The organism is Cellvibrio sp. OA-2007 (assembly GCF_000953825.1).
Lineage (GTDB): Bacteria > Pseudomonadota > Gammaproteobacteria > Pseudomonadales > Cellvibrionaceae > Cellvibrio.
This window is the reverse complement of record NZ_BBUL01000095.1, coordinates 83,526-108,820: the sequence shown is the minus strand read 5'-3', so window position 1 is coordinate 108,820 and position 25,295 is coordinate 83,526. Positions and strand designations below refer to the sequence as shown.

The window sequence follows — 25,295 nt, the reverse complement described above, 5'->3', positions numbered from 1 at the left end:
GAAATAATAAGGGCTCTTAAGAGCCCTTTATTTTTGAGACGTATTTTTTGGTAGGTATTAACAATGACAACACCCCTCACCCACCTTGGCGATATGCCAATCGAAGAATTCTTACGCGATTACTGGCAAAAAAAACCACTGTTAATCCGCAATGCTTTTCCTAATTTTGAATCGCCGTTGTCACCCGATGAACTTGCGGGATTAGCGCTGGAAGAAGAAGTTGAATCGCGCATCGTATTGGAAAATGGCACAACACCTTGGGAGTTGCGCAACGGCCCGTTTGATGAAAAAACCTTTGAAACTTTACCGGAAAGCCGCTGGACTTTATTAGTGCAAGCTGCCGATCAATACGTGCCAGAAGTTAACCAGATGCTCGATGCATTTCGTTTTATTCCCAACTGGCGCTTGGATGACATTATGATCAGCTACGCACCGGATCAAGGCGGCGTAGGCCCACACTTTGATTATTACGATGTGTTTTTATTGCAGGGGATGGGCAAGCGCCATTGGAAAATTGGCCAAATGTGCGACAACAACTCACCGCGCGTAGAAGGCACTCGCTTAAAAATCCTCAGCGAATTTCACACCACCGATGAATGGGTCGTCGAGCCGGGCGATATGCTCTACATCCCGCCGGGTATCGCCCACTGGGGCAATGCGCAAGGCGATGACTGCATGACCTACTCCATTGGTTTCCGTGCGCCCAGCCATGCCGACATCATTTCAGAGGTTGGGCAAGAAGTTGCACTGTCCATTGCCGATGATTTGCGGTTTAGCGATCCGGATTTAAAACTGCAAAATAACCCAGGTGAAATTGGCGCAGAAGCCATCGCACAAATTCAGAAAATTTTGCAGCAACATTTAACTGCTGAAAATATCGCCCACTGGTTCGGCAAGTTTATGACCGAGCGCAAATATCTCGATCACTGCGACGAAGAACCGCTAGAGATAGATGCCGACGAATGGCAATCCGCACTGGCTGATGGCGAATTACTCTGGCGCCACCCCTCTGCCCGCCTTGCGTTTCACAGCGATGAAAAAGGCACCCTGCTATTTGCCGATGGCGAAGCAATATGCTGTTCACGCGAGCTGGCAGAATTAGTCTGCAAAGAAGTAGAGATCAGCTGGCGCGAACTCAAGGATCTGGTACAAGACCCAATGAATCGCGCCGCCATGACGCAGCTGATCACGCAAGAAACCTTATTAGTCGACGAGTAATTTCCCTCCGTAGGATGGGTGGAGCCTAAGCGATACCCATCATTTCTCTGCTTGTTTTAACCAACGAGTAATGCCATGGTCCAAAACATCATTCTCACAAACTGGCAAATCCACTCTGCGGATTTAATCAACATTCGCACCGAAGTGTTCATTCAAGAACAGCAAGTGTCTGCAGCGGATGAATGGGATGGGCTAGATGAACAAGCGCTGCACTTTTTAGCGCTATCGGCTCAGGGTGAAGCCATTGGTTGCGCACGATTATTGCCAGAGATAGCAGCACATAAGTCTCTTTATCATATTGGTCGCGTTGCTATTCTCAAACCTTTTCGCAACCAAGGTATCGGCCATCAATTAATGCAATATGTAATTGCCTACTGCAAAAAAGCAGCGCCTGAAAATACGATTTATCTACATGCTCAAACAGAACGCCGTCAATTTTATGAGACGCTAGGCTTTGCTGCAGAAGGCGATGAGTTTATCGACGCAGGAATACTGCACATCAGTATGCACTTGACAGTACAAGGAGCATGACATGGCCGAACAATCATCCGCATGTGAAACACTTTGGCTGTTGGATGGAATAGCGGACTTTCGCTCCTACACTGAGCTACTCATTGCACAAAGTCATCGCTCTATTGCCGTTCTCACCCAGGATCTGGACACCCTGGTTTATGCCACCCCGGAAATTGTGCAAGTTGTATCTACATTTGCTCGCTCCAGTCGCAACGCGCAGGTACAAATATTGATTAAAAATACCAAACCCGCGATAGAAAGCGGCCACCCCCTAACACGTCTCGCGCAGCGACTCTCATCCAAAATTCTGGTGCGTAAAATGACCATTGAACCCAACAATAAAGAAATGGGGTTTGTGCTGGGCGACGCTAACAACCTTGTGTATAAAAATGACGATTCACTGCATCGCGGTTTTTTCAACTGTGCCGCCGCAGGTGAAATAAAGTCTTTGCGCGAGGAGTTTAATTACTTGTGGCAATACGGTGAGCCTGAACCCGAATTTAATCTACTGCATATCTAGCCTAGCGCCACCGCAATCATCCCACGCAAAATCTGTTGCCAAACTTCACAACCCGTAAAAAAAGCCGTTTTTGCCGGATAAGCTACACATTTTTTGTTGCTGATTACTTTTTTATCCTATATATATAGCGTCAATCCGTATTTGGGTGCATTTGAGCCTATAAATACAGGGCTTTTTCACTTTGTTTCAAACCGTATAAGCAGTATTGTGAGTATCGGCTAGACTCAGCAATTCATGTCGATGTTACACGAGCATCGCTGCTTAAAAGTTAGGCATACCCACTCTTCATCAATAATATAGAAGGAATCCAAAATGGCTGCTAAACAACCCGCCGCCCCTAAAGCTGCTGCAACTAAAGCTACAGCAGTAAAAAAAGCACCTGTCGCTAAAGTAGCTGCACCAAAAGCAAAAGCCGCCCCTAAAGCTGCTGTTAAAAAAGCTGCCGCACCTAAAGCCGCAGCCAAAAAAGCACCCGCCGTTAAAGCTGCGCCAGCTGTTGTTAAGCCAATTGCTGAACGTCAAAACAAAACTCAAATGCTGCAACAAATTGCTGACTCAACTGAGCTGAGTAAAAAACAAGTTCAAGCCGTTTTAGATGAATTGACCAACATCATTGAAGGTCACATCAAGAAGAAAGGCGTAGGCGAATTCGTATTGCCAGGCCTGCTAAAAATCACCACCGTGAAAAAGCCTGCTACCAAAGCACGCAAAGGCATCAACCCGTTCACCGGTGAAGAAGTAATGTTTAAAGCCAAACCAGCAAGCACTTCAGTAAAAGTACGCCCGCTGAAAAAACTGAAAGAAATGGCCGTTTAATCGTCGCCGCTTCTGCTACAAAAACCCGCAAATTCTTGCGGGTTTTTTATTTCTGCAAGGTCTTTACGCACGCTTTAAACAAGCTTGAAACCTTCTCCAACCAATGCATTTTGCAGGCGCTTAACACGCTCAGCAAGTTCAGCTGTTGTATATTCCTTAGCCGGTAGTTTGCCCCAGATGGGCTGAGGCCAAGCGGGATCATCAGTGAAACGCGCTATATGATGCACATGAAGTTGACGTACCACATTACCCAATGCAGCCACATTCATCTTGTCCGCATCAAATACACTGGTCATCACTTCTGCTAAACGGCAAGACTCGCGAATCAATTGCAGCTGCTCCTCTTCACTCAAATGATGGATTTCAAATACATCCTCGCGCTTGGGCACCAAAATACACCAAGGAAAATTTGCATCCCGACTTAACAGCAGCAGAGATAAATCAAATTCGCCGATAACAATAGAATCCTGCGCGAGGCGCGGGTGAAGTTCAAACATGATTGCCATCCTATTAATTGAGCAAGTGTTTATTGAATTGACTTATATTGACAAGATACGGGCCTAACCGTCCAAGACGCTATACCAATATCGCCAACCGCCGTAGAATATGCGCCTTTAAAACCCATTATAGCTACCAAGAAGTCATCACTATGCGTTCCAGCCGATTTTTAATTGCCACCCTCAAAGAAACCCCTTCCGATGCGGAAGTTATCAGTCATCAACTGATGCTGCGCGCGGGCATGATCCGCAAAATGGCTTCCGGTCTTTACAACTGGCTGCCGATGGGGCTACGTGTATTGCGCAAAGTTGAAAAAATTGTGCGCGAAGAAATGAATAAATCCGGCGCAATGGAAGTATTAATGCCAGTTGTGCAACCTGCTGAACTGTGGGAAGAATCGGGTCGCTGGCAGCAATATGGGCCGGAACTACTGCGCATGAATGACCGCCACGACCGCCCGTTCTGCCTCGGCCCAACCCACGAGGAAGTCATTACCGATCTGATCCGCAACGAGATCAGAAGCTACAAACAATTACCCGCTAACTTTTATCAAATCCAAACCAAATTCCGCGATGAAATTCGTCCACGCTTTGGCGTAATGCGTTCGCGCGAATTTATTATGAAGGATGCCTACTCCTTCCACACCAGCACCGAATCCTTGCAAGAAACTTACGATGTCATGCATGCAACCTACTGCAATATTTTCACCCGTCTAGGTTTGCAATTTCGCCCTGTACTTGCCGACACCGGCTCCATCGGCGGCGCTTTCTCCCATGAATTCCACGTACTGGCGGACAGCGGCGAAGACGATATCGCCTTCAGTAACGCCAGCGACTATGCCGCTAATATTGAGAAGGCCGAGGCTCTGCCACCTACCGCGCCGCGCCCTGCAGCGCAACATGTTATGCAAGAAGTAGCAACGCCAGGCAAACACAGCATTGATGAAGTGTGCGAGTTTTTGCAAGTAAGCCCACAACAAACTGTTAAAACCCTCATCGTTTTGGGCGCGATACGCGACGACAAAACCCAACCGCTCGTAGCATTGGTATTGCGTGGCGATCACGAACTCAATGAAATCAAAGCAGAAAAGTTAACCGGTATTGCATCGCCGTTGACCATGGCACCAGAGGCACGTATCAAAGCAGAACTTGGTGTTGGCGTTGGTTCTATCGGACCTGTTGGTTTAAAAATACCCGTCATTGTTGACCACTCAGCGGCGCACTTGGCTGATTTTGTCTGTGGCGCCAACAAAGATGGATTCCATTTAACCGGCGTGAATTGGGAGCGCGATGCGACGGCACCACTGGTTGCCGATATTCGCAACGTAGTCACCGGCGACCCAAGCCCATGCGGCAATGGCACATTGGAAATCAAACGCGGCATCGAAGTTGGTCATATTTTCCAACTCGGCACCAAATATTCTGAAGCTATGAAAGCCAAAGTGCTGGATGTAAACGGCAAAGAGCAAACCATGATTATGGGTTGTTATGGCATTGGCGTTACACGCGTAGTCGCTTCGGCAATCGAGCAAAACTTTGATGAAAACGGCATTATCTGGGCCGATTCAATTGCGCCATTCCACATCGCGATTGTACCGATCAATATGCAGAAATCCCCTGCTGTTGCCGCTAAATGTGAAGAGCTTTACGCACAGCTACAAGAACTGGGGTTCGATGTGTTGCTGATGGATGAAGACAAAGCGCGTCTCGGTACTATGCTCGCCGATACCGATTTGATGGGCATCCCCCATCGCATTGTGATTGGTGATCGCGGTTTGGAAGCTGGCACGATCGAATACAAGGGTCGCCGCGATGCAGAAAAACAAGAAATTGCCGCCGCTGACGTACTGAGCTTTTTGCAGACCCGCATCAAAATATAGCTATCTATTGATTAGCGATTGCAGCGCAATATTTTTTAAGCTGCAATCGCTTTTTCACATTTTCCCGCAAGCATTTACAGCCCGCTCAATTTTCTCGTTTTTAATTAACTTGCAATCCTACTATTACAAACTATCCAGTGGTAAAAACTCTTCTGGGGCTAATACTCTTTTGCTAATGCGAACCTTGGCAATTTCCCCGTTAAACCAATGTACTTCATTCATCCGCGCACCAATTGAGGTTTGGCCATTGGCTGCAATCGGTAAATAGTCTACCTGGCCAGCCAACTCTTTTTGACCATTTACGTAAGAAACAAATTCGCGATTTCTATAAGTAACTGCCGCATGTGCCCACTTGCCAACAGAATGTACTTTGGCCGAATCAATTAAGGTGAATTGCGATAGCTCCGATTTAATATAGGCATCCAAATACCACTGCTTTTTATCGTTCAACCGCAACTCGATGGTCACACGGCGATTGGGATTATCCGGTGATTCAACATGAAAAAAGCGCGGCTCCAAGTTATTTGGATAAGCATCAGCAGGTTTAAAAATAATCTCGATAGTAAATTCCGTGGCATCACCTAAAGGATTCGCATCAACCAATAAACGATCACCTTCACCATCAAAACTAACCACTTTCCCCGACTGACTATCAACAAGCGTTGGGTTTCCTTGCATTAGCGTGCGCTTCCCGCCAATCGCGTCCAGAGAATTCACCTCCCACACCAAGCTCTCACTCGGTTTCAATTGCTGCGAACCACAGGCTGCCAATAATAGCGTCGCAACCACAGCAGCAATCCGGTTTCTTTTTCTGGTTGGCCAGTGCATTAATTTACTCATCATCAACCCCTGTATAACGCGCCTGTTCTTGCAACAATTTACGCTCCACATCTCCGGGTGACCCAGTATTACGGGCCAATAGACTATAGGCGACAGGTACTAAAAATAATGTAAGGAAAGTAGCCACCAAAACCCCGGACATCACCACCACACCAATGACAAAACGAGTTTCGGAACCCGCACCCGAGGAAATAACCAAAGGTAATGCGCCGGCAACTGCAGTGAGACTGGTCATTAAGATGGGGCGCAAACGCGCTGACGATGCCTCAAGCAAAGCCTCAGTAAACTCCACCCCTCGGTCGCGCAATTGGTTGGCAAACTCCACAATCAAAATGCCATTTTTTGCTGCCAAACCAATCAACATAATCAACCCGATTTGAGAGTAAAGATTAAAACTGCTACCGGTAACATACAGCCCCAACATACCACCCAATATAGCCAGCGGCACGGTTAACATAATCACAAAGGGGTGCACATAGCTTTCAAATTGCGCAGCCAAAACCAAAAAGGTGATTAAAATTCCCAGCAAGAAAATAAACATCACTGAACCACCTGCGGTTTGGAAATCGCGCGACAACCCTTTGTAATCCACCATCGCCGTTGGCGGCAGATGCTCGCGCACTAGACCATTTAAATGATTAAGTGCATCACCAAGTGCAAGATTGTCAGACAGATTTGCCTCAATGGTTAAAGAGCGCATACGGTTGTAACGATTTAATTTACTCGCATCAGCAACTTCTTTCAGCGTCACCAAATTGGCAAGCGGAATTAATTCACCTGAATGTTCAGAACGCACATACATATTTTGCAAACTAGTGGTAGTGCGCTGCTCATCGCGCACGCCCTGTAAGATGACATCGTACTCTTCACCATCATCAATATAAGTTGTAGCACGGCGCGATCCCAACATAGCTTCCAATGTGCGACCAATATTGTTCACGCTTACGCCTAAATCGGCCGCGCGATTAGTATCAATGACCACTTCAACTTGCGGCTTGGTTTCTTTGTAATCCCAATCAATGCCCACCAGTCCAGGATTATTTTGCTCGAGTTTTTCCAACAAAATATCGCGCCATTGCGCTAACTCCTGATAGGTTCCACCGCCCAGCACAAATTGCACTGGCTTTTGCGCCTGGGAACCGAAGCCCTGCCGCATTACCGGTGCTGCGGTTACACCGGGCAAATCCGACAGTTTCTGGCGAATCTCATCCATTACCACAAAGGCACTACGGCGCAAGCTCCAATCATTCATTACCGCGATAATCATGCCTGAGTTGAAACTCTCAATCGCGCCAAATGAACGCGGTGCACGCACCATCAAGCGGGTAATTTCACCCGAGTCCACGTACTTCAACATCCGGTTTTCAATCTCGGTCATGTACTCTTCCATGTAGGCATAACTGGCACCTTCCGGGCCATTAACCATTACAAAAAAAGTACCCCGATCTTCACGCGGTGCGTATTCCGACGGTATTAACTGCGCTAGAAAAAACGTCCCCAGTAGCACCAACGCGAAACTCACAACTGCTAATTTTGCGCGCGCTAAACAAGCGCGAATCGCACGCTGATAGCGCAAACGTAAACGAAGCATCCATTGGTTAATTTTTTCTACAAAATTGTTTTTACTGTCGTTGCGCTTCAATACTTTGGAGGCAAGCATAGGTGAAAGCGTTAAAGCAATTAACGATGAAAAGCCAACAGCTGCCGCCATAGTGATGGCAAATTCGGAAAATAAACGCCCCACGTCACCTTTCAAAAAAACGATGGGAACAAAAATCGCAATTAACACCAGAGTTGTCGCAATAACTGCAAAACCCACTTCACGGGTGCCATCAAATGCTGCTAATAAAGGGGACTTACCTTTTTCTTCTATGTGCCGGACTATATTTTCCAACACCACAATAGCATCATCGACCACCAATCCTATCGCCAATACCAAGGCCAGCAGCGTCAACATGTTAACCGAAAAACCCATCACCGCTAACACCGTAAAGGTCGCAATAATTGAAACAGGCACCGCAACGGCAGGAACTAACATAGCACGCGCACTGCCGAGAAAGAGATAAATCACCAACACCACTAATGCAATGGCAATACTTAAGGTGATATACACTTCATGAATCGCACGCTCAACAAAAATTGAACTGTCGTAGCTGTCCTCGATACTCATTCCCTTCGGCAAGGTTGCGTTGATTTTATCGCGCTCTTGTTTAACCCCGCGCGCGACATCAATGGTATTAGCGGTCGATTGTTTGACAATTCCTATACCCACTTGTGTCACACCATTACCACGAAATAAGTTGCGATCTTCTTCCGTACCTTTTTCTACTTTTGCCACATCACCCAAACGAATTAAATGGCCATCCTTACCACGCTTTACCACTAGCTGACTAAATTGATCTACAGTGCGATAAGAGCGCGCCATACGTACGGTAAATTGGCGTTCTAGTGATTCAATACTACCCGCCGGTAATTCAATATTTTCGGCACGCAGTGCACTTTCTACATCATTCACGGTGAGATTACGTGCGGCCAACTCACGTCGATCCAACCACACGCGCATGGCATACCGCTGCTCCCCGCCGATACGCACACGAGCCACACCGTCGATAACCGAAAAGCGATCCACTAAATAACGTTGCGCATAATCGGACAATTCCGGCATGGTCATATTTTCCCCGGCAAAATTAAACCAGAGAATGACATCTTCATCAGAACTGACTTTTTGTACTTCCGGCGGATCTGCCTCATCCGGCAAATTTCCCAGAGCACGCGAAACGCGGTCGCGAATATCATTGGCTGCCGCATCCATATCGTGCCCAGTATCAAACTGCACAACTATATTGGATGCACCATTTTCACTCGATGACTCTATATAGCGAATCCCCTCTACACCGGAGATACGATCTTCAATAACTTTGGTGATGCGCGTCTCTACAATATTTGCCGCAGCGCCTGGGTAGCTTGTTTTGATCGACACGACCGGAGGATCAATATTGGGGTACTCGCGTAAAGTCAGGCGATCAAAGGCCACCACACCAAATGCAATTAATAAAATAGAAATAACCGATGCAAATACCGGCCGTTTAATCGAAATATCTGAGAGCATCATGATGATTTACCCTCAGTTCTTGTTTTGTTGGATGAGATCGGACAAGTGGGTCGATTCGCTTTGTTCTGCTACCGGAGCCTCTACCGCTAAAATTTTTACTTTTTGCCCTGGGCGAATTTTTTGCAAACCATGGGTAACTAACTGATCGCCTACCGACAAACCTTTTAATACTTCTACCGCGCCTTCGAGCCGCTCACCTATGGTAATTTGACGCCGCTCTACAACTGATTCTGCACCCTTTCTATTCACCACAAACACAAAATTATTACTGCCCAGCGGGACCAATGCGGCCTCTGAAATGACAACTGCATCGCGCGCCGCGGCCTGTAGGTCAACCAGCATTAACATACCTTGCCGCAATTCATGCTGAGGATTATCGAGCAATGCGCGAACTCTAATAGAGCGCGTCACCGGATCAATTTGGTTATCAATACTAACCACTTTACCGTGGAATTCCTTGCCGCCTAAATCGCGGCTTTTTGCTACGATAGCCAAACCTGTCGATAAGTTACGCAGATAAATAGCAGGCACGGTGAAATCCAATTTCATTTTTGTATCGTCATTTAATGTTGTGATTACACTGCCGGGTGATACAAGCGCGCCAACGCTGACTTCGCGCAACCCCATAACACCGGAAAATGGCGCCAATAAAATTAGATCTTTCAAGCGCGACTCAGTCGCATTGTAGCGCGCACGAGCAGCCTCATATTCGCGCACGCGCTGATCAAGCAGGGATTCAGAAGCGGCGCCGCGTTTAGCCAACAGAGCAACACGATCAAGCTGCTTCTTTGCCTCATCGGCATTGAACTGCGCCTCGGCTAATAATGCGGACTCTTCGCGGCTGGTCATTTCAACTAATACCTGCCCTTTTTGTACGCGCTGTCCATCATCAAAATTAATGCGTGTAATTTTTTTTGTTTCGTTAGATGTCAGGGTGATAGATTCATTCGCACGCAGCGTTCCTAGCGCCTCAATCGTGGTGCTCAAATTCATATTGCTGGCGGTTTGCACAATCACATCAACTGGCTTATCGGCAGGTGGCTGTGCGTTGCCAACCGTCGAGAACATAAAAACGCAAAAAAACAACGCATAGCGCGCACGATTGGATTGGCGCGCCGCTATAGCTAAGAACAGATTCATAATGGTCTCCCCAGGATTAAAATATCGCCATCATTTGAGTAGTTTTTCGGCGATACAAGAAAATGCACTGCCATAGCTAACTAAGAGCTACTGACATACGCATCAATACAAGCAAAGGATAATAGGCCGAAGACGGGAACTTACAAGTTTAACATTTGTTTACAAAATCAAACCTTTAGGTTCAATTGTGCAAAAATTTCCACGCCCGATAAGGGCGCGGTTAAGCAATTCAGGTTTATTTGTTCTCGGGAGAAAAGAGAATCGACGCAGAGTTAATGCAGTAACGCAACCCGGTAGGCTGAGGACCATCGGTGAACACATGGCCCAGATGGCATTCACATTTGCGGCAAACCACCTCCGTGCGCATCATATGATGACTGGTATCCAAATATTCGCGGATTGCGGTTTTACTCACCGGTGCATAGAAGCTGGGCCAGCCACAACCAGCATCGAATTTTGTATCCGCATCAAATAAAAGTTCGCCACAGCAGCGACAGCGATAATCACCCGCGTTGAACTCATTCCAATACTCGCCGGTAAAGGGGCGCTCGGTGCCCTTTTCGCGACAAATCCGGTATTGCTCTGGTGTCAGTTTTTCACGCCAGTCATTTTCATTAAATTTTTCGTTATCAGCCATAAGGATTTCCTTGACAGATCAACTAGTTAAGGTCGATTATTCGAGTGTTTTTCAACCGCAATCACGCACGACCGCATCCAAGGCATCTTACTGCAAATGAACCCGATTAAGAAATCCGACAAACTCAATGGAGTCTGTTACGACATACGCGGCCCAGTACTGGAGCACGCCAACCGCCTCGAAGAAGAAGGCCATAGAATCCTCAAGCTGAACATTGGCAACCCTGCCCCATTTGGCTTTTCTGCGCCAGATGAAATCATTCAGGACGTTATTCACAACCTGGTGAATGCCGAAGGTTACACCGCCTCCAAAGGTTTGTTTGCCGCACGCAAAGCAATCATGCACGAATGCCAGCGCCTGCAAATTCCTGGTGTGGATATTGAAGATATTTTTCTCGGCAATGGCGCCAGCGAACTCATCGTCATGGCTATGCAAGCTCTGTTGAATAATGGCGACGAAGTATTAGTACCGGCGCCTGATTATCCGCTCTGGACGGCTGCCGTAAACCTTGCGGGTGGCAAAGCACGCCACTACTTATGCGATGAACAAGCCGATTGGTTTCCCGATCTCGCCGATATTGAAAGCAAAATTACCGACCGCACCCGCGGCATAGTGGTAATCAACCCCAACAATCCAACCGGTGCCGTATACAGTCAAGAACTACTGGAAGCGATTGTTGAGCTTGCCAGACGCAATAACCTGATTATTTTTGCCGACGAAATTTACAGCAAAATCCTGTATGACGACGCCGAATTTATCCCCATGGGAAAATTGGCGCAAGACGTTCTTTGTGTCAGCTTTAATGGTCTATCCAAAGCTTATCGCCTTGCGGGTTTCCGCTCCGGCTGGATGGTGATTAGCGGCGCAAAACACCGTGCACGCAATTATATCGAAGGCTTGGAGATGCTCTCATCCATGCGCCTGTGCGCTAACGTACCGGCCATGTACGCTGTGCAAACTGCGTTGGGTGGTTACCAAAGTATTGGGGAGTTGATCATCCCCGGCGGCCGTTTGCGTGAACAACGTGACGCTGCGCTAAAAGCCATGGCAGATATTCCCGGCCTCACCTGCGTAAAACCCAAAGGCGCTTTGTACTTGTTCCCTAAGCTAGATTTGAACATGTACAAAATCAAAGACGACCAGCAAATGATTTTGGATTTTTTGCTGCAAGAAAAAGTACTGTTGGTACAAGGCACCGCGTTTAACTGGCCAAACCGCGATCACTTCCGCATCGTATTTTTGCCGCGCGAAGATGATTTAACCAAAGCCATTCAACGTTTTGGCAACTTTTTATCGCGCTACTCACAATAATTTTTTGTCATCTTCCAACGCAAAAAAAACCAGCCTGGCGCTGGTTTTTTTTACGTTCAAGATAAACTGGCAGCTACCTGATAAACCAAGAGCTTTAATTGCTGCTCCGAATCTACATCCGGAAAATCAGCATGGGGTTTTACACGCTCGATAAAAGTTGCCTGCGGGCACTGCTCGATAAATTGCTGCTTTAAAAACCCTTCACTCAATTCCGGTGCATTTAAACAAGCCAATACCAAGCCACCAGCAGGCATTAACTCTGGCAACCGGCGAATGACTTTTGCGTAATCTTTTTCTGCGATAAAACTGCCTTTTTGGTACGAAGGCGGATCAATAATTACCATATCATAGGGGCCTGGCTTCTTAACTCTCGCCCAGGACTTGAGGATGTTTTCGGCAACATATTCACTTTTATTTTTGGCAAGATTATTCAGTTGGTGATTTTCTCGCCCCAGATTTAATGCGGCGCTACTCATATCCACATTAACTACTTTCTCTGCACCCGCCGCAACAGCGACCACCGAAAATGCACAGGTATACGCAAAAAGATTCAGCACACGTTTACCTGCCGCATGCTGCTCAATCCACTCCCGGCCCGGCTCCATATCTAAAAAATAGCCAGAGTTTTGTTGTTGCGCCAAATGTAAATTAAACAGCAAATTGCCCCGACGCGCGAAAACTGTATCAGGTAAATTTCCGAATACAACTTCACTCGGCGCACTGGGCAAATAGCGTCGCTGCACCACTAACACCGTAGTTTCAGCATCAAACAGTGGGGTGATATTAATGAGTAGCTCATCTAGCCATTGCTCTGGTGGTGCAAAAAATAAGGTGATGAGTATTGCGGGCTGAAAAAAATCCACCGTAATAAATTCCAACCCAGGAAAAGTACGGCCACGCCCATGAAACACACGATAACTATCGATTGCAGTTTGAGAGTGTGTTTTTTCAGCGAGCAGGGCAAGGCGTTCAATAATAATTTGCATTAATGATCGCCCTCTGCGGAATAACCTACGGGATACATAATGGTTTCGCGATAACCGGTAATAACCGGGCGATAGCCACCAAACGCTATATCCAATTCTGCATCATTGGTATCCACCAATAGTGGGCGGCCATTCAGTGCAAGAATTTTTCCGCGCGCCGCAATAATATGAATGTTGTCTTTGCCGATACGACGCAAAATTGGAGGAGTAAATTGCTGATTGCCGCGTCCCAGAATATGCCCCTGCCCGCCAATTGCCGTAATAATCATTTTTGCTGCGCCGGAAAACTGATCCAACTGCGCAGTAATTTGCGCTGCACTTACATCAGTTGCGATCAATTCGTTATTCAATAGTAAATCAACCCCCAACAGACTACCGTCCAAACCGAGCTCATGTAAAAAGAGATGTGTCGTTGAGCCTGGCCCCACCAAATACAAGGTATCGGACTGCAATTGTTCTATCATCTCTTGCGTAACATCTAATTGCGCCAACTCATCGCGTTCGGTGCCCGCATTTTTAACTTGTTGCAAAAACTGCGAGTCTTCTGGCACCAACAAAGTACCGTAAAAACGCGCCCGCACCTGGCCATTGCGAAACGCATCCTCATCTATATCTTTTACATCGCGCTCTACAATATTCACCAAGGTGCCGTTTAATAATTGTTTGAGAATTTCACCTGCTGCTTCCGGCGCATTGGCGTAAACACCGGAGTGCATTTTTACCCCACAAGGAACACCCAATACTGGTTGCGATGTACTCACCACATCGGCAATTAAACGTGCAGTGCCATCGCCACCGGCAAACAAAATGAGATCCACTCCTTGTTGCGCAAGCGCAGTTGCAGCGGCGCAAGTATCTTGCGCACTGCTAGGCTGCTGTTGCGCAGCACCTATAATGTGTACGCTAAAACCCGCAGCATTAGCACAGGTTTCGCCCATATCGCCCGCAAAACAAAATATCTCTACTTGTTCGCGAAAATTGGCAATCACCTGTAACGCACGCTCCATACGCTGTTGCGCACGCGGCTCCGCACCGCGGGCAATTGCCTCTGAACGAATCTCATCGCCATCCGAACCTTTTAAACCTACACTGCCACCTAAACCTGCATAGGGGTTAATAATTAAGCCAAGTTTAAACACAGTTAAATCCTAATACTTGCAGCCACTGCTTATCGGCATAGCTGATATTTTCCAAGTGAACTTGATAATTGTGAAATTCGCGTCGAACCGGATAATGCTTACGCAAGCCATCAAATCCTTCACCAAAAACCACTTCGCCTGCAAGCGCTTGTGCCGCTAGCGTGCGTAAACGCAGGTCGTCCGCAGCGATATCGTAAATCTGCTTAATTAAGTTTTTGGCGATATTAAAAATTGTGGTGGGCTGTTCAATGCCATCAATACGCAATTGATTGTTTGCCAGCGGCGGCACCAATTGTTCAAGAGAAGATTGTGGTTTTTTATCAAGATAACGACAGAGAGAGCGATAAATCATCTCAGTACCGTTTAATTTGCCATCGTAACTGTACCCGGCAATATGCGGACTACCGAGCAGCACTTTATCCAACAGTTCTAACGATATATCCGGCTCAGGTTCCCATACATCCAGCACCACTCGTAAATCCTTGCGCTCGCTCAAAACATCTAACAACGCCTGATTATTAATAACCGGCCCGCGTCCACAATTGATTAACACTGTGCCGTTTTTTAACTGCTGCAATTCATCGCGCCCTAGCAAATGAAAGCTAGGGTGTGCCCCAGTGGTAACTAAAGGGGTATGCATACTGATCACATCACATGCAAGCACTTCTGCGAGGCTGGTGAGGTCCGGATTCCGTGCAGGTGTTAGGTTGGGGTCGTAGCAGCGCACATCAACACCCTGCGCTTTTAACCGTTTGTAGAGCAAGCCACCCACATTACCGCAACCGATAATGCCGAATTTTAACGGCAGCCAATTGATATCCAAATGACAAAGTGCCGCATACACGAACTCAACAACGGAGTTAGCATTACAACCTGGGGCGCTCGACCACTCAATTTTATTGGCATCTAAAAAGGTTTGATCCAAATGATCAACACCAATCGTGCAAGTACCTACAAACTTAACCTTGCTCCCTGCCAGAAGCGCAGAATTCACCTTGGTAACCGAACGAATAATCAGCGCATCCGCATCGCGCACATCTGCTGCGGTCATATTGCGGCCTGACATGCATACTACCTCACCCAAATGGCCAAAAAATGCATTAACCATTGGGATATTCTCATCCGCCACTATTCTCATAATCGCTCGCTTACACTTGAAAATGGGTACATTAGATTCATTCAGCAACAAAACTTGCCGCAAGATAAATCCAAGTAATAAAAAAAGTCCCCATAGCAGTTGTGCTTTAGGGATTTAGCATATACTTTATGTAGTGATGGTGACGTTAAAACCATCGTTCGGCGCCTGATCTACTAGATCGGGATCTGCCTCACTTTAGGGGGTGGTATTATGAAGATCTCAGACACTGGCCACAACATGGATAACGTGGTCGACCTCTTCTCCAGGAAAACCTATTCAGCCCTTCACGATGAGCGCTTCATCCGTCTTGCTCCTGAATTGGACGGGTTGGAAATGCTCTACTCCAACGATACCAGCTCCGAAAAACTCTATAGCCTCAAAATCCTTTGCTGGGGTCTACGCGCTAACGGCGAAGTTGTCGGCTTGGTGCCATGGCTCAATGACATTGTCCCCTGCCCCGACTTATGTGACCCGTTAAACGGCCACTGGGAAGGTTATTACGACCCGGGCATTGACGAACTTTTTTTTGAAGCGCCGATGCACAAAATCATTGAGCTGGAGACTGCCGCAGAGTATTACGAAATTCAGTGTGACAGTGGCGATGATGTGATTCAAGAATTGCCCGACACCATCGGCACCCATGCCGTGTTGGCAGTACCAGACAGCAAGAACTTGTCACTGGTAGAAGTTGTTAGTTGGAGTTTACATTTTGATGGTAGTGTTTACGCCATGATCAGCGACCCTGCTAAAGTTGTCAGCACACCAGTCTTACCGGGCGATGACTCTTTGTACGAAGCTCAAGGTAGTGAACATTTCCGTTACTTCTTCCAACACCAGATTGCCAACAAGATCAAAGCAGAAGATCCGGAAGCGATGGCTGCGATTTCGATGTTGGTCGATGGCATAGATTAATTTTTATTCCTACCGCATAAAAATAACGCCGCAAACGCGGCGTTTTTTAATTACAAAAAATATCCCAAATCTCGGTAGTAGTTTTTAACTCTTGTTAAAAACTACTTTTTACGGATATAAAAAAAATACTGTGTATCAGTTTCTTTTTGAGAAATTAATTCATGCCCAAGAAATAAACAAAACTTGGGAATGTCGCGCAGTGTCGATGGATCAGTTGCAATCACCTCAACAAGATTGCCGCTTGTCGCCTCGCGCATCACTTTATGCAACATCATCACTGGCTCAGGGCAAAGCAAGCCCGAAGCATCCAAACTTTTATCAATTGTGTCATTCATAGTTTTAAATCGTCTATCAACTTTTCGGCAAATAGCCAAGTGATTGCTATCATTAGGTCAACGGAAAAACATCCAGGACAAGACTTAACCACCGGGGAACCCTGTTCGATGTCTCGGAAACTAATAAGCGATTATATGCCAACCGATTTTTTTAGCCGCCAGGCTTTAGAGCTAACATTTCGCCTGCTACGCAACAATCACCCATTGCTGGCAAACGCCGTTAAACACACGTTAGATAATACTATGCCTGTACCTTATGAAGATTTGCAGTCTGCTTATACCGGCGAAATGTTACTTAATACTGAGGTGTTAAGCTCACTCAAAGCGCACGTCATAGGGAAAATTGTATCTGTATTAACCGACATAGGCGAAGAGGCATTAAAACAACACGACCTCCCCCCCAGCCATATGACTTTGATGCGCACACTGATTGAAGACTGGGTGCAACTCACCGAATGGGTTTTAGCACATACTACTGCAGACCAAAACGATCGAACTTCCTATCACTAATCATTCGACCCCGCCGCTCAATCAGTCATCAATACACACGCAGATGGCCGGTCACTTCTTCTCTATCGTGATACAACTGCTTAAATTGAATTTCCACTTTAAAACCTGCCTTTTCCAAGGCTGTGCGAATACGCTCTTCGCATTTTTTCACTTCCATGTAGCGCTGCTTCATCGGCAATTTCAAATTAAAAATCGCTTCGCGACAATTTGCTTTAGTAAACCAACTAATGACCATACTGGTTACGCGCGCGGGCTTATCAACAATATCGCACACCAACCAATGTACTGGCTTTTTCGGTTCGTATAAAAAACCATCGGTCAGAATATGCAAAACCTGCCCCGTCTCTAATAATTCTTTGTCCATAGGGCCATTATCAACTGCTTCTACATACATGCCACGCTGCACTAATTGCCAGGTCCACCCACCGGGTGCTGCACCAAGATCAACCGCGCGCATACCAGAGGCTAAGCGTGTATCCCAATCTTCTGCAGGGATAAAGTGATGCCAAGCCTCTTCCAATTTTAAAGTTGCTCGACTCGGCGCTTCTTTGGGTAATCGTAAGCGCGCAATACCCATTGGCCAAGGAGATGAGTTGTAAGCTGGAATCACTCCTAGATAAGCCTGAGTCCCCGAGATGAAAATCAAATGCAGCCGCATGTGACTACTCGGCTGAAATAATTTATTCGCCTTTAATGCCTTTTCAAATGGAGCGGTAAATTTTTTACTTAACCCGGAAAGCTCTTTGCCTTCATTGGTATCCACCGTTTCAATCACCAGCTCACTGGTGCGCGGCAAAGCCTCAGCGGCAGCCAGCAATGGTGTTACACGATCAGTCACCGGCAGATCGTCTATCAAACCGGCACATACAAACCATTGGCGCGCAAAAATAAGCTTGGTAAAACGCAGCTGTTTGGTAATTAAATCTGCGCCATTCGGCTCCTGGGTGATAAAAACAACATAGGCACTGTTATCTTTGGTTTTACTGTAACCATAAATACTTAGTTCACCCGCCAGATCGGTAATTTCTGCCGCACATTCTTTTTCAAAACCAGCCCGACAATGTAAAAATAAATGATTCACAGCTTTCTCTTTTTCAAATGATAATTAGGTTGCTGAATCTTGCTCCAGCAATTGGGCATCGCGGCGCGACAAAATACTGACTGTTTCAGTAGCCGTATCAAATACCACTACAATGTCGCGGCGTTTTAGCTGTTGTTTAATTTGCTCCACTTTTGTACTGAGCGATATCTCTTCAATACCATAATCAGTTCCCTCGCGCGTAATAAACTCCTCTATCAATCCCTGCAATGCATCGCTCGACAATTGTTCATAAGGAATAATCATCTATCACTCTTTCTATTTATCTAATGAAGGGATTGCAATTGAACAACACCCGACTTGTTCAGCAGCGACAAGCGGAGTAATCTTCACCTATCAAACCTATCTAAATACGTTACTTAAACAATAAGGAATCACCGTGAATACACAACTGGTTTTAACTGTTCTCTGCGATGATCGCCCCGGTGTTGTTGAACAACTTGCACAAACTATCACCGATCACCATGGCAACTGGCTGGAAAGCCGCATGGCGCACCTTGCAGGGAAATTTGCTGGAATCCTTCAGGTCGCAGTAGCGGATACTCACCACAGCGATTTGCGCACTGCCTTAAACGGACTAACTGACAAAGGTTTTAAAATCGTCATTGAAAATGCGTCCAATACCACTAAGCAAGACTGCCGCGAATTTAGCTTTAGCGTGGTAGGCAATGACCGCCCCGGCATTGTACGGGAGATTGCCCAAGCCTTTGCCGCCCGCCATATTAACATGGGCGAGCTGGAAACGGCGTGTTCAAGTATGCCTTGGTCAGGAGAGCCCCTGTTTGAAGCGACAGGGATCATTGAAGTGCCCAAATCGGTCGATATGAATGAACTCTATGACTATTTGGATAAAATTGCCGATGAATTGGCAGTCGATATTCGCCTGGAATCATCCACCGAGAGACATAATTAGCCTTGAACCGATTAAAACAAGAGCCAAAAATATGGCTCTTGTTCTTCTCCCATCTCCATTAATGCTTCAGCTTTTTTAGTTCCGCATCAAACTTTTCCAATTCAATATTGATTGCTGTTGTCGATATATTGACTTCATAAAATGAGCACAGCAGTGAGACGACCAATAGAATCAAGCTGACCGCAAACAAATACATCCCCGCAACCTGAAATGCCAGCAACAATGAAAACATTGAGAGAGTGCAAAATACAAAAGACAAAACACCAAAAGCCTGCATAAAACGAATAACCGTCATACGTGTGCGCAGATTTTCAATTTGACGAATCACTAAATCTTTAGATGGCGCATTATCCAGATTGCTCAACTGGCGAATGACATTGGCTAAGGTAACAAAGCGATTGGTGTATGCCAGCATCAACAATGAAATAGCTGGAAACAATAAACTTGGAGTGGTAATGGTCATTTCCATAACTATCTTCTTTGTGTTGTATTGTTAATTAAAGCGTTCGCGCCAGTAAATTATGCGATCGTGACCGCGATAACTACCAAAACCAAAACGTGCCGTAGGTAAGCTGACATCTGAATAATTACCATCCTGATTCCAATCAAAGCGTAACCAAGGGTAGCTAGTTAAATCCACATTTACATTAAAAGACCCTTGCCCACCACCACTAGGCGCCGTGAAAAAATGTTGCGCATTACCACTGGTGAAACTTACCTCTGTCGCATTCATTGTTGCGTAGGAGCCTGTGGTGCTTCCACCACTCAACGAAACAGTTAAATTGGCAGGAGTAAATATACTGCCGGCTGGATAATTGATTACACTGCGTAAAATTTTGGTACAACTATCATTTTGATTTGGAACGAAAAAGCTTCCTACCCAATACTCTGTAGAAAAATTGACTGGAAGATTGGCAGTTTCCGGACCGAAGGCATCATCAAGACGAAGGCGCCCATAACGTAAATTTAAGGTTGAACCAAGCGTTATTGCATTACAACTCGCACCACTACAGATACCTGTTGTAGATGCATTCATATTTAAATTTTGCAGGCTGCGATTATCAAACGTATCACTTAATTGCAGACCAACTTGCACACTTTCGAATGGGCCATCTGGAACATAGTTTGGCAAAAGCCGACTAAAACTTGCAGGCGATAAATTTAGCGATAGCTCGCCAGCAGACAAACTAGGCGCTACACCAGCGGTGAATCGCGACAGGTTAATACCCGAATTAGCATTTTCTGCCACATAACTGATCGTCGGCACAGTCCCATAGGCGGGTATGTAATTAGCTAACTTGTTATTAGCTATCCCCCTAGCTTCTATCGCATAGCTTAACGTTAGTGGTTGTTGCATATAAGAAAATGAACCGCAACTATTCGCAAGCGCTGAGCTTATCAAGGTGAAATGGCTCGGATAAAAACGCCCAAGAATTCCGCTCGGCGTTATCACACTCACATTGCCCTGCCCTAAATATCCTGTGCCAGATAGATTAGGTTCAAGCTTGAAGCTTCCCACTTCATTCCACACCCCCGGAATAATTGCACCGGCTGCCAACGCGCCATAAGGGTCAGTAATGCCATCTGAGTTATTATCCTCCCCGATGACCAAGTTACCCGCCACAGCACCCAGCGGGTAATCTGGCCGCCTGATAACACAACTTGCACCTGAACTTGTATTTCTTTCGGGGCAGCCCATTAACAATTGAATTTTATTGCGTTCAGCCGATAGACCACCTACAAGAACTTCATTACCAAAATTAGGCGTTGGATTACCCAGCGCATTTCGCGCCTGAACATTCACAGTAAACTTTTCACCGGCAGGGATAAAACCCTGTGTTGGATTACTGGTTCCGCCCGGATTTGTTTTAAAAGGCGCTGCAGCCTGTGCCGCACTGGTAACAGCCAAGGTATAAGGTTTAACAACAAAAGGATTACTGTTCGCAGACAAGGTAAGTTCAGGATCATTACCTGAAGCTGTAATTTTTAATCGCCCATATAATGTGACTTGGCCTACATCAGAATAATTAATAGCCATAGGTGCTTCGCCACTTGCATTAAAAGCAAGATTCACACTGTTATAGCTTACTGCTGCACCATTATTATTTGCCGCAATGGCAACACCATTTACCATTAGCGTCTGGAGGCTGACACAAGTTGTTGGATTATTGCAGCTAAAACCCAAATCAACCGGCAGGGTTTTTGAGGCAACCCTCGCTTCACACACACCAGTTTTTGGATTAGTGCTAATAACTTTTGCAATCGCACTACCATTCACTCCCGCTATTTGTGTAGGTATATTATCTAACGCCGAATTTTGTGCAATTCGCAATACTGTATTCACAAACTCAATTGTTGATGTGTTTGACGCTGTAGCACTTTCCGCCTTAATGGTTAAAGTTCCAGGTGTTGTCTGTTGTAAATATCGAGTAAAGCTTGATTCCCCGCCAGTAAAAGTAAAGGGATTCCCGCCCAGCCATACACCGGTTGCTGGGGTGGTACTAAGGGTAACAACTGTACCCGCTGGAGGGTTATACGCACTACCCGATGCATTTAATGCAGTAATAGTGACCGACTCTGCAGCGCACGTAATACCGGTTGGGTTATGCGTAATTGAATAAGATGACGGTGGCGTTACGCACTCATAAAGCCCCGCGGCCGAAATGGGCGATGAACCTGTCCCGCGGGGAATTGCGACATAAGAAGCGCTACTGGGCGTTTGCCAAAGCAATTGAGCAACCGCAAAACTTCCATTTTCATAAAACTCCAATTTAATCGGATAGGTTTTTCCCGCTTCCAAATTAACTGCCGCAGAGGTGTGCGTGGTAACTGCGTGGTCATTCCATTGATCAATCAACAAAACACCATTAACTGTTAAACGCACACCATCATCAGAATTGGTTTGGAAACGATGCACACCGGATTGAGTAACATGCACATAACCGTCCCACCTCACCGAAAAATTGTTGCTGCCTACACCTACAACTCCTGGAGCGCCCGTTCCCCAATCAAAATCAATTGGCCCATCGGAGCGCCGACCAGTAACCGGCGAAGTCAAGGTTTGATTATTAAAATAATCTCCCGTAATTCCTGCTGTTAACGTAGTTGCGCAGGAGGAGACAGGAGGGCTAGCTACTGGCGTACACTCGTATAAACCGGCCCCCATAGTTGGCAAAGGCCCACCGGGAATAGCAGTAAAGCTACTCGCTCCTGGCAACAACCAACGCAAACGTATGACCGCATTTCCACCGTTTTCGTAATATTCCAAGCGAATTTTGTAGGTGTTTCCGGCGACCAAATTAATATCTGAACTTGTATCCGTTGCTGCTGAGTGATCATTCCAATGATTAATAATTAGCGTGTCATTAATGTATAACCGCACCCCATCATCTGAAATTGTGCGAAATTGATACGCACCAGTCTGGGTCACACGCACATAACCATTCCATCGAATAGAAAAATTATCGGCATTAATTCCACTTGCACCAGGCGCTCCGGTGCCCCAATTAAAATCAATTGGTGCGTCTGAGCGCTCTGCCGAAGCTGGCTCAGTCAAGGTTCTATTATTGTAATAAATGCCAGTAATACCGCTGGTTACACCTGCAGAACAGTTCATGGGGGATGGAGGAAGTGGAGCCGCACCACACGCATTTGCAGGGGTAGAATTTGGCGAACATGTACCATACACATTGCCACCATTGGTGACATTAACGGTAGAGTAATTGGGTGCACTTAAACTGCCGTACACGGTAGAGTTATTAACGGTAATTGCCCCGCTATTACTGCTAATAGAAATTGAATTGGAACCAGAGCCAAGTGCACTGCCATTATCAATCGTTACTGTACTTGCACCAGAAATACTACCACTGGTCATAGTGACACCCGAAAATGTCGCAGCATTATTCGAGGTCATTACAAAATTTCCAGCTATCGTTCCACCAGTAATAGACATTCCGGACCGCGCTGTGGCGCCACCGCTTAAATTGGTGCCATTAGTAGTAATGGTGTTACTAGAGCTAGTGACTAAACCACTTATGGCGCCGCCGGTTAAATTAATATTACCCGTAGAAGTGACTGTGCCATTTACCGTAGTGCCAGTCAGTGTAATCACGCCACTACCACCATCCAAATTTCCATAAATTGTGTTAGTGCCAGTAGCAGTGATGGTTCCGTAGCTTGAAGTTAAATTAATGTTGACACTAGGGCTTCCTATTGTATTCCCAGCAAGGGAAAAACCATTATTTGCTAAAATCGTGGCATTACCACTGGATGTAATAATATCCCCGGCAGCCAAGGTCACACGGCCATTTCCGTTGCAGGTATAAGTAGAGCCAGAAACACTCCAGCTAGTATTACAAGGCGGGTATGTACCTGCACTCAAATTATAGGTTGCCGCGCGAGCAGCTCCAGCTGTGGTGAACAACACCAGCAACAGCAACTCAGACCACCACAATTTTTTCTGGCAAAAATAAAATGATCGCAACATTTATTCTTGCTCCCGATAGGCGCCAACTTGAATGCGGCGATTAGCACGAAAATGATCCTGCCCGCATGCCCCTTCACTGTTGATCGTGTAAAAACTTTTTGTCACACCTACTGCGGAGTTCGGCAGGTAATTAGCCGCTGCCCCAGGTGTGCAAGCACTGCCGTTTTGATAAAGGCAGCTACACCCCACCACCACAGTACAAATTTTTAAACCATTCACACCTGCAAAGTTATTATTAATAGCCATAGCCGCACAAGCTGAATCTGTTGCTTGCCGTGTTGCATTCGCTAAAAACAAAGCCTGCATTCCACGCTGAGCACCGCTCTCTGCGGCATAAAAGGCTTGAATGTTAGTAAATTCCTGAATGCCGGAATTTTGCGTTTGTGTTGCGGTGCGCGATATCGTCAATGCAAGCACACCCATCACAATCAAAATAAATAACGCCAACGGCAATAAGAACCCTTGTTGGCGTTGGTTTGTATTTTTTTTAAAGGATTTAAGGAACATTGCGAATCAATACTCCCTGGCTATACACAATTGATTCACCCGCATTGGAAAACTTCAGCGTGATATTAATTCTGGTGTTACGGTTCTCACTGCCCATCTGCAATGAAAACGGTTGTGGGCTAGCTGGATTTTCAACAGCTACATTGCGTGCAACTATGCTAAATCCGCCCGCCAGATCTACATTTGCAGCCGTCACATCGATACCATCATAAAAGCGCAGCTCATCGCCCACCACACAAAAAGCCTGTGGATTATCAAGCAGATAATAACGTTTATTAATAGAGTTTCGCTGCCACGTTTTAGCTGTCGTCAGAACTAGATTTCCGCTCGCATAATTAGCGCGGGAGGCAGGACTTGCGCCATAAATTTCATCTGAGCTCATAGCGCCAATACTAACGTAGCGAGGCGTACCAAAATCGACAACAACCGGTGACGCATCAATGGTTGCAGTGGCGACTGCAGAATTTTTGGCATCAGGCACAGGGGAAAAATAATTTCCTCCTGCGGCAATCGGCATAAATTCAACACAACTACCGGTATTGGTAATACGCACAGAATAAGGTAACGCAATGCGTAGTTGACGTGTCATGCGCTCCAACGCTTGGCGTGATGTATTGACTATTAGAGCGCGGGTTTGTGTGCGTTGATATGACTCCATTGTTTTTACAACAAAGCCTGTGCCTATAGTGGCGAGAATGGAAAGAATCACAATCACAGCGATGAGCTCTATCAGCGTAAACCCAGCTGATTCGTCCCGATTTGCAACCACAATTCCTTTTTGTCGCC

The 25,295-nt window shown here is 46.2% G+C and carries 24 protein-coding genes; 9 read left to right on the top strand and 15 right to left on the bottom strand.

Annotated elements, in window-relative coordinates; genetic code table 11:
• The first annotated feature begins 63 nt into the window (after nucleotides 1-63).
• The 4 genes from AWU77_RS16180 (at nucleotide 64) to AWU77_RS16165 (ending at nucleotide 3,067) form a co-directional block, all read left to right on the top strand.
• Nucleotides 64-1,218, top strand: a complete 1,155-nt coding sequence (locus tag AWU77_RS16180; protein WP_062065562.1) for a cupin domain-containing protein — start codon at nucleotides 64-66, stop codon at nucleotides 1,216-1,218.
• A 75-nt stretch (nucleotides 1,219-1,293) separates the two neighbouring features.
• Nucleotides 1,294-1,749: a GNAT family N-acetyltransferase gene (locus AWU77_RS16175; protein ID WP_062065559.1), complete on the top strand. Its 456-nt coding sequence runs from the start codon at nucleotides 1,294-1,296 to the stop codon at nucleotides 1,747-1,749.
• 1 nt (nucleotide 1,750) lies between these two features.
• Nucleotides 1,751-2,251 carry a hypothetical protein gene (locus AWU77_RS16170; protein WP_062065556.1) on the top strand — a complete coding sequence of 167 codons (501 nt, stop codon included), beginning with the start codon at nucleotides 1,751-1,753 and terminating at the stop codon, nucleotides 2,249-2,251.
• A gap of 312 nt (nucleotides 2,252-2,563) precedes the next feature.
• Nucleotides 2,564-3,067 (top strand): HU family DNA-binding protein, encoded by a 504-nt coding sequence (locus AWU77_RS16165; protein WP_062065553.1) that lies wholly within the window; start codon nucleotides 2,564-2,566, stop codon nucleotides 3,065-3,067.
• A 74-nt stretch (nucleotides 3,068-3,141) separates the two neighbouring features.
• On the opposite strand, the gene AWU77_RS16160 is transcribed toward AWU77_RS16165, so the two are convergent.
• Complete coding sequence (locus AWU77_RS16160) at nucleotides 3,142-3,564, bottom strand: HIT domain-containing protein (RefSeq protein ID WP_062065550.1); 423 nt, start codon at nucleotides 3,562-3,564, stop codon at nucleotides 3,142-3,144.
• Nucleotides 3,565-3,716: 152 nt separating this feature from the next.
• Between AWU77_RS16160 and AWU77_RS16155 the strand changes: the two genes are divergently transcribed.
• Entirely contained in the window at nucleotides 3,717-5,444 is a 1,728-nt protein-coding gene (locus AWU77_RS16155; protein ID WP_062065547.1) for a proline--tRNA ligase, read from the top strand.
• A gap of 123 nt (nucleotides 5,445-5,567) precedes the next feature.
• Here AWU77_RS16155 and AWU77_RS16150 read toward each other — a convergent pair whose 3' ends face one another.
• From AWU77_RS16150 to msrB, 4 genes are all read right to left on the bottom strand, one after another.
• Nucleotides 5,568-6,284, bottom strand: coding sequence for a LamG domain-containing protein (locus tag AWU77_RS16150; RefSeq protein ID WP_062065543.1), 717 nt, complete (start codon nucleotides 6,282-6,284; stop codon nucleotides 5,568-5,570).
• Entirely contained in the window at nucleotides 6,277-9,396 is a 3,120-nt protein-coding gene (locus AWU77_RS16145; protein WP_062065540.1) for an efflux RND transporter permease subunit, read from the bottom strand. The genes AWU77_RS16150 and AWU77_RS16145 overlap by 8 nt, the downstream gene beginning before the upstream one ends.
• A 12-nt stretch (nucleotides 9,397-9,408) precedes the next feature.
• A complete protein-coding gene (locus AWU77_RS16140; protein WP_238582495.1) occupies nucleotides 9,409-10,536 on the bottom strand; it encodes an efflux RND transporter periplasmic adaptor subunit in 1,128 nt (375 codons plus the stop codon).
• 235 nt (nucleotides 10,537-10,771) lie between these two features.
• A complete protein-coding gene (gene msrB / locus AWU77_RS16135; RefSeq protein WP_062065537.1) occupies nucleotides 10,772-11,173 on the bottom strand; it encodes a peptide-methionine (R)-S-oxide reductase MsrB in 402 nt (133 codons plus the stop codon).
• A gap of 96 nt (nucleotides 11,174-11,269) precedes the next feature.
• On the opposite strand from msrB, the gene AWU77_RS16130 reads away from it, so the two are divergent.
• Complete coding sequence (locus tag AWU77_RS16130; protein ID WP_062065535.1) at nucleotides 11,270-12,484, top strand: pyridoxal phosphate-dependent aminotransferase; 1,215 nt, start codon at nucleotides 11,270-11,272, stop codon at nucleotides 12,482-12,484.
• Nucleotides 12,485-12,540: 56 nt separating this feature from the next.
• On the opposite strand, the gene AWU77_RS16125 is transcribed toward AWU77_RS16130, so the two are convergent.
• Genes AWU77_RS16125 through AWU77_RS16115 form a run of 3 tightly spaced genes read right to left on the bottom strand, consistent with a single transcriptional unit; the run spans nucleotide 12,541 to nucleotide 15,717 of the window.
• A complete protein-coding gene (locus tag AWU77_RS16125) occupies nucleotides 12,541-13,470 on the bottom strand; it encodes a class I SAM-dependent methyltransferase (protein ID WP_062065534.1) in 930 nt (309 codons plus the stop codon).
• Nucleotides 13,470-14,609, bottom strand: a complete 1,140-nt coding sequence (locus AWU77_RS16120; RefSeq protein ID WP_062065532.1) for an ATP-NAD kinase family protein — start codon at nucleotides 14,607-14,609, stop codon at nucleotides 13,470-13,472. The genes AWU77_RS16125 and AWU77_RS16120 overlap by 1 nt, the downstream gene beginning before the upstream one ends.
• Nucleotides 14,602-15,717 (bottom strand): 4-phosphoerythronate dehydrogenase, encoded by a 1,116-nt coding sequence (locus AWU77_RS16115; protein ID WP_238582492.1) that lies wholly within the window; start codon nucleotides 15,715-15,717, stop codon nucleotides 14,602-14,604. Before AWU77_RS16115 ends, AWU77_RS16120 begins: the two co-directional genes overlap by 8 nt.
• 240 nt (nucleotides 15,718-15,957) lie before the next feature.
• Here AWU77_RS16115 and AWU77_RS16110 point away from each other — a divergent pair, with 240 nt between their 5' ends.
• Entirely contained in the window at nucleotides 15,958-16,659 is a 702-nt protein-coding gene (locus tag AWU77_RS16110; protein ID WP_062065528.1) for a hypothetical protein, read from the top strand.
• Between the two features lie 101 nt (nucleotides 16,660-16,760).
• Here the strand turns inward: AWU77_RS16110 and tusA are convergent, their stop codons facing one another.
• Nucleotides 16,761-16,994: a sulfurtransferase TusA gene (tusA, locus tag AWU77_RS16105; RefSeq protein ID WP_062065526.1), complete on the bottom strand. Its 234-nt coding sequence runs from the start codon at nucleotides 16,992-16,994 to the stop codon at nucleotides 16,761-16,763.
• A gap of 135 nt (nucleotides 16,995-17,129) precedes the next feature.
• Here tusA and AWU77_RS16100 point away from each other — a divergent pair, with 135 nt between their 5' ends.
• Nucleotides 17,130-17,504 (top strand): hypothetical protein, encoded by a 375-nt coding sequence (locus AWU77_RS16100; RefSeq protein ID WP_062065524.1) that lies wholly within the window; start codon nucleotides 17,130-17,132, stop codon nucleotides 17,502-17,504.
• 28 nt (nucleotides 17,505-17,532) lie between these two features.
• Here AWU77_RS16100 and rlmM read toward each other — a convergent pair whose 3' ends face one another.
• A complete protein-coding gene (rlmM, locus tag AWU77_RS16095) occupies nucleotides 17,533-18,585 on the bottom strand; it encodes a 23S rRNA (cytidine(2498)-2'-O)-methyltransferase RlmM (RefSeq protein ID WP_062065522.1) in 1,053 nt (350 codons plus the stop codon).
• Nucleotides 18,586-18,609: 24 nt separating this feature from the next.
• Nucleotides 18,610-18,849, bottom strand: a complete 240-nt coding sequence (locus AWU77_RS16090; protein WP_062065521.1) for a YheU family protein — start codon at nucleotides 18,847-18,849, stop codon at nucleotides 18,610-18,612.
• Nucleotides 18,850-18,982: 133 nt separating this feature from the next.
• Between AWU77_RS16090 and AWU77_RS16085 the strand changes: the two genes are divergently transcribed.
• A complete protein-coding gene (locus AWU77_RS16085) occupies nucleotides 18,983-19,516 on the top strand; it encodes a glycine cleavage system protein R (protein WP_062065518.1) in 534 nt (177 codons plus the stop codon).
• 58 nt (nucleotides 19,517-19,574) lie between these two features.
• On the opposite strand, the gene AWU77_RS16080 is transcribed toward AWU77_RS16085, so the two are convergent.
• The 4 genes from AWU77_RS16080 to AWU77_RS16065 are packed head-to-tail and all read right to left on the bottom strand — an operon-like array spanning nucleotide 19,575 to nucleotide 25,278.
• On the bottom strand, nucleotides 19,575-19,985 hold the full coding sequence (locus AWU77_RS16080) for a DUF2721 domain-containing protein (protein ID WP_062065515.1): 411 nt from the start codon (nucleotides 19,983-19,985) through the stop codon (nucleotides 19,575-19,577).
• 24 nt (nucleotides 19,986-20,009) lie between these two features.
• Complete coding sequence (locus AWU77_RS16075; RefSeq protein ID WP_062065511.1) at nucleotides 20,010-24,002, bottom strand: DUF6701 domain-containing protein; 3,993 nt, start codon at nucleotides 24,000-24,002, stop codon at nucleotides 20,010-20,012.
• Nucleotides 24,003-24,509: a hypothetical protein gene (locus AWU77_RS16070; protein ID WP_062065508.1), complete on the bottom strand. Its 507-nt coding sequence runs from the start codon at nucleotides 24,507-24,509 to the stop codon at nucleotides 24,003-24,005.
• Nucleotides 24,499-25,278, bottom strand: a complete 780-nt coding sequence (locus AWU77_RS16065; protein WP_238582490.1) for a prepilin-type N-terminal cleavage/methylation domain-containing protein — start codon at nucleotides 25,276-25,278, stop codon at nucleotides 24,499-24,501. Before AWU77_RS16065 ends, AWU77_RS16070 begins: the two co-directional genes overlap by 11 nt.
• Nucleotides 25,279-25,295 lie beyond the last annotated feature (17 nt).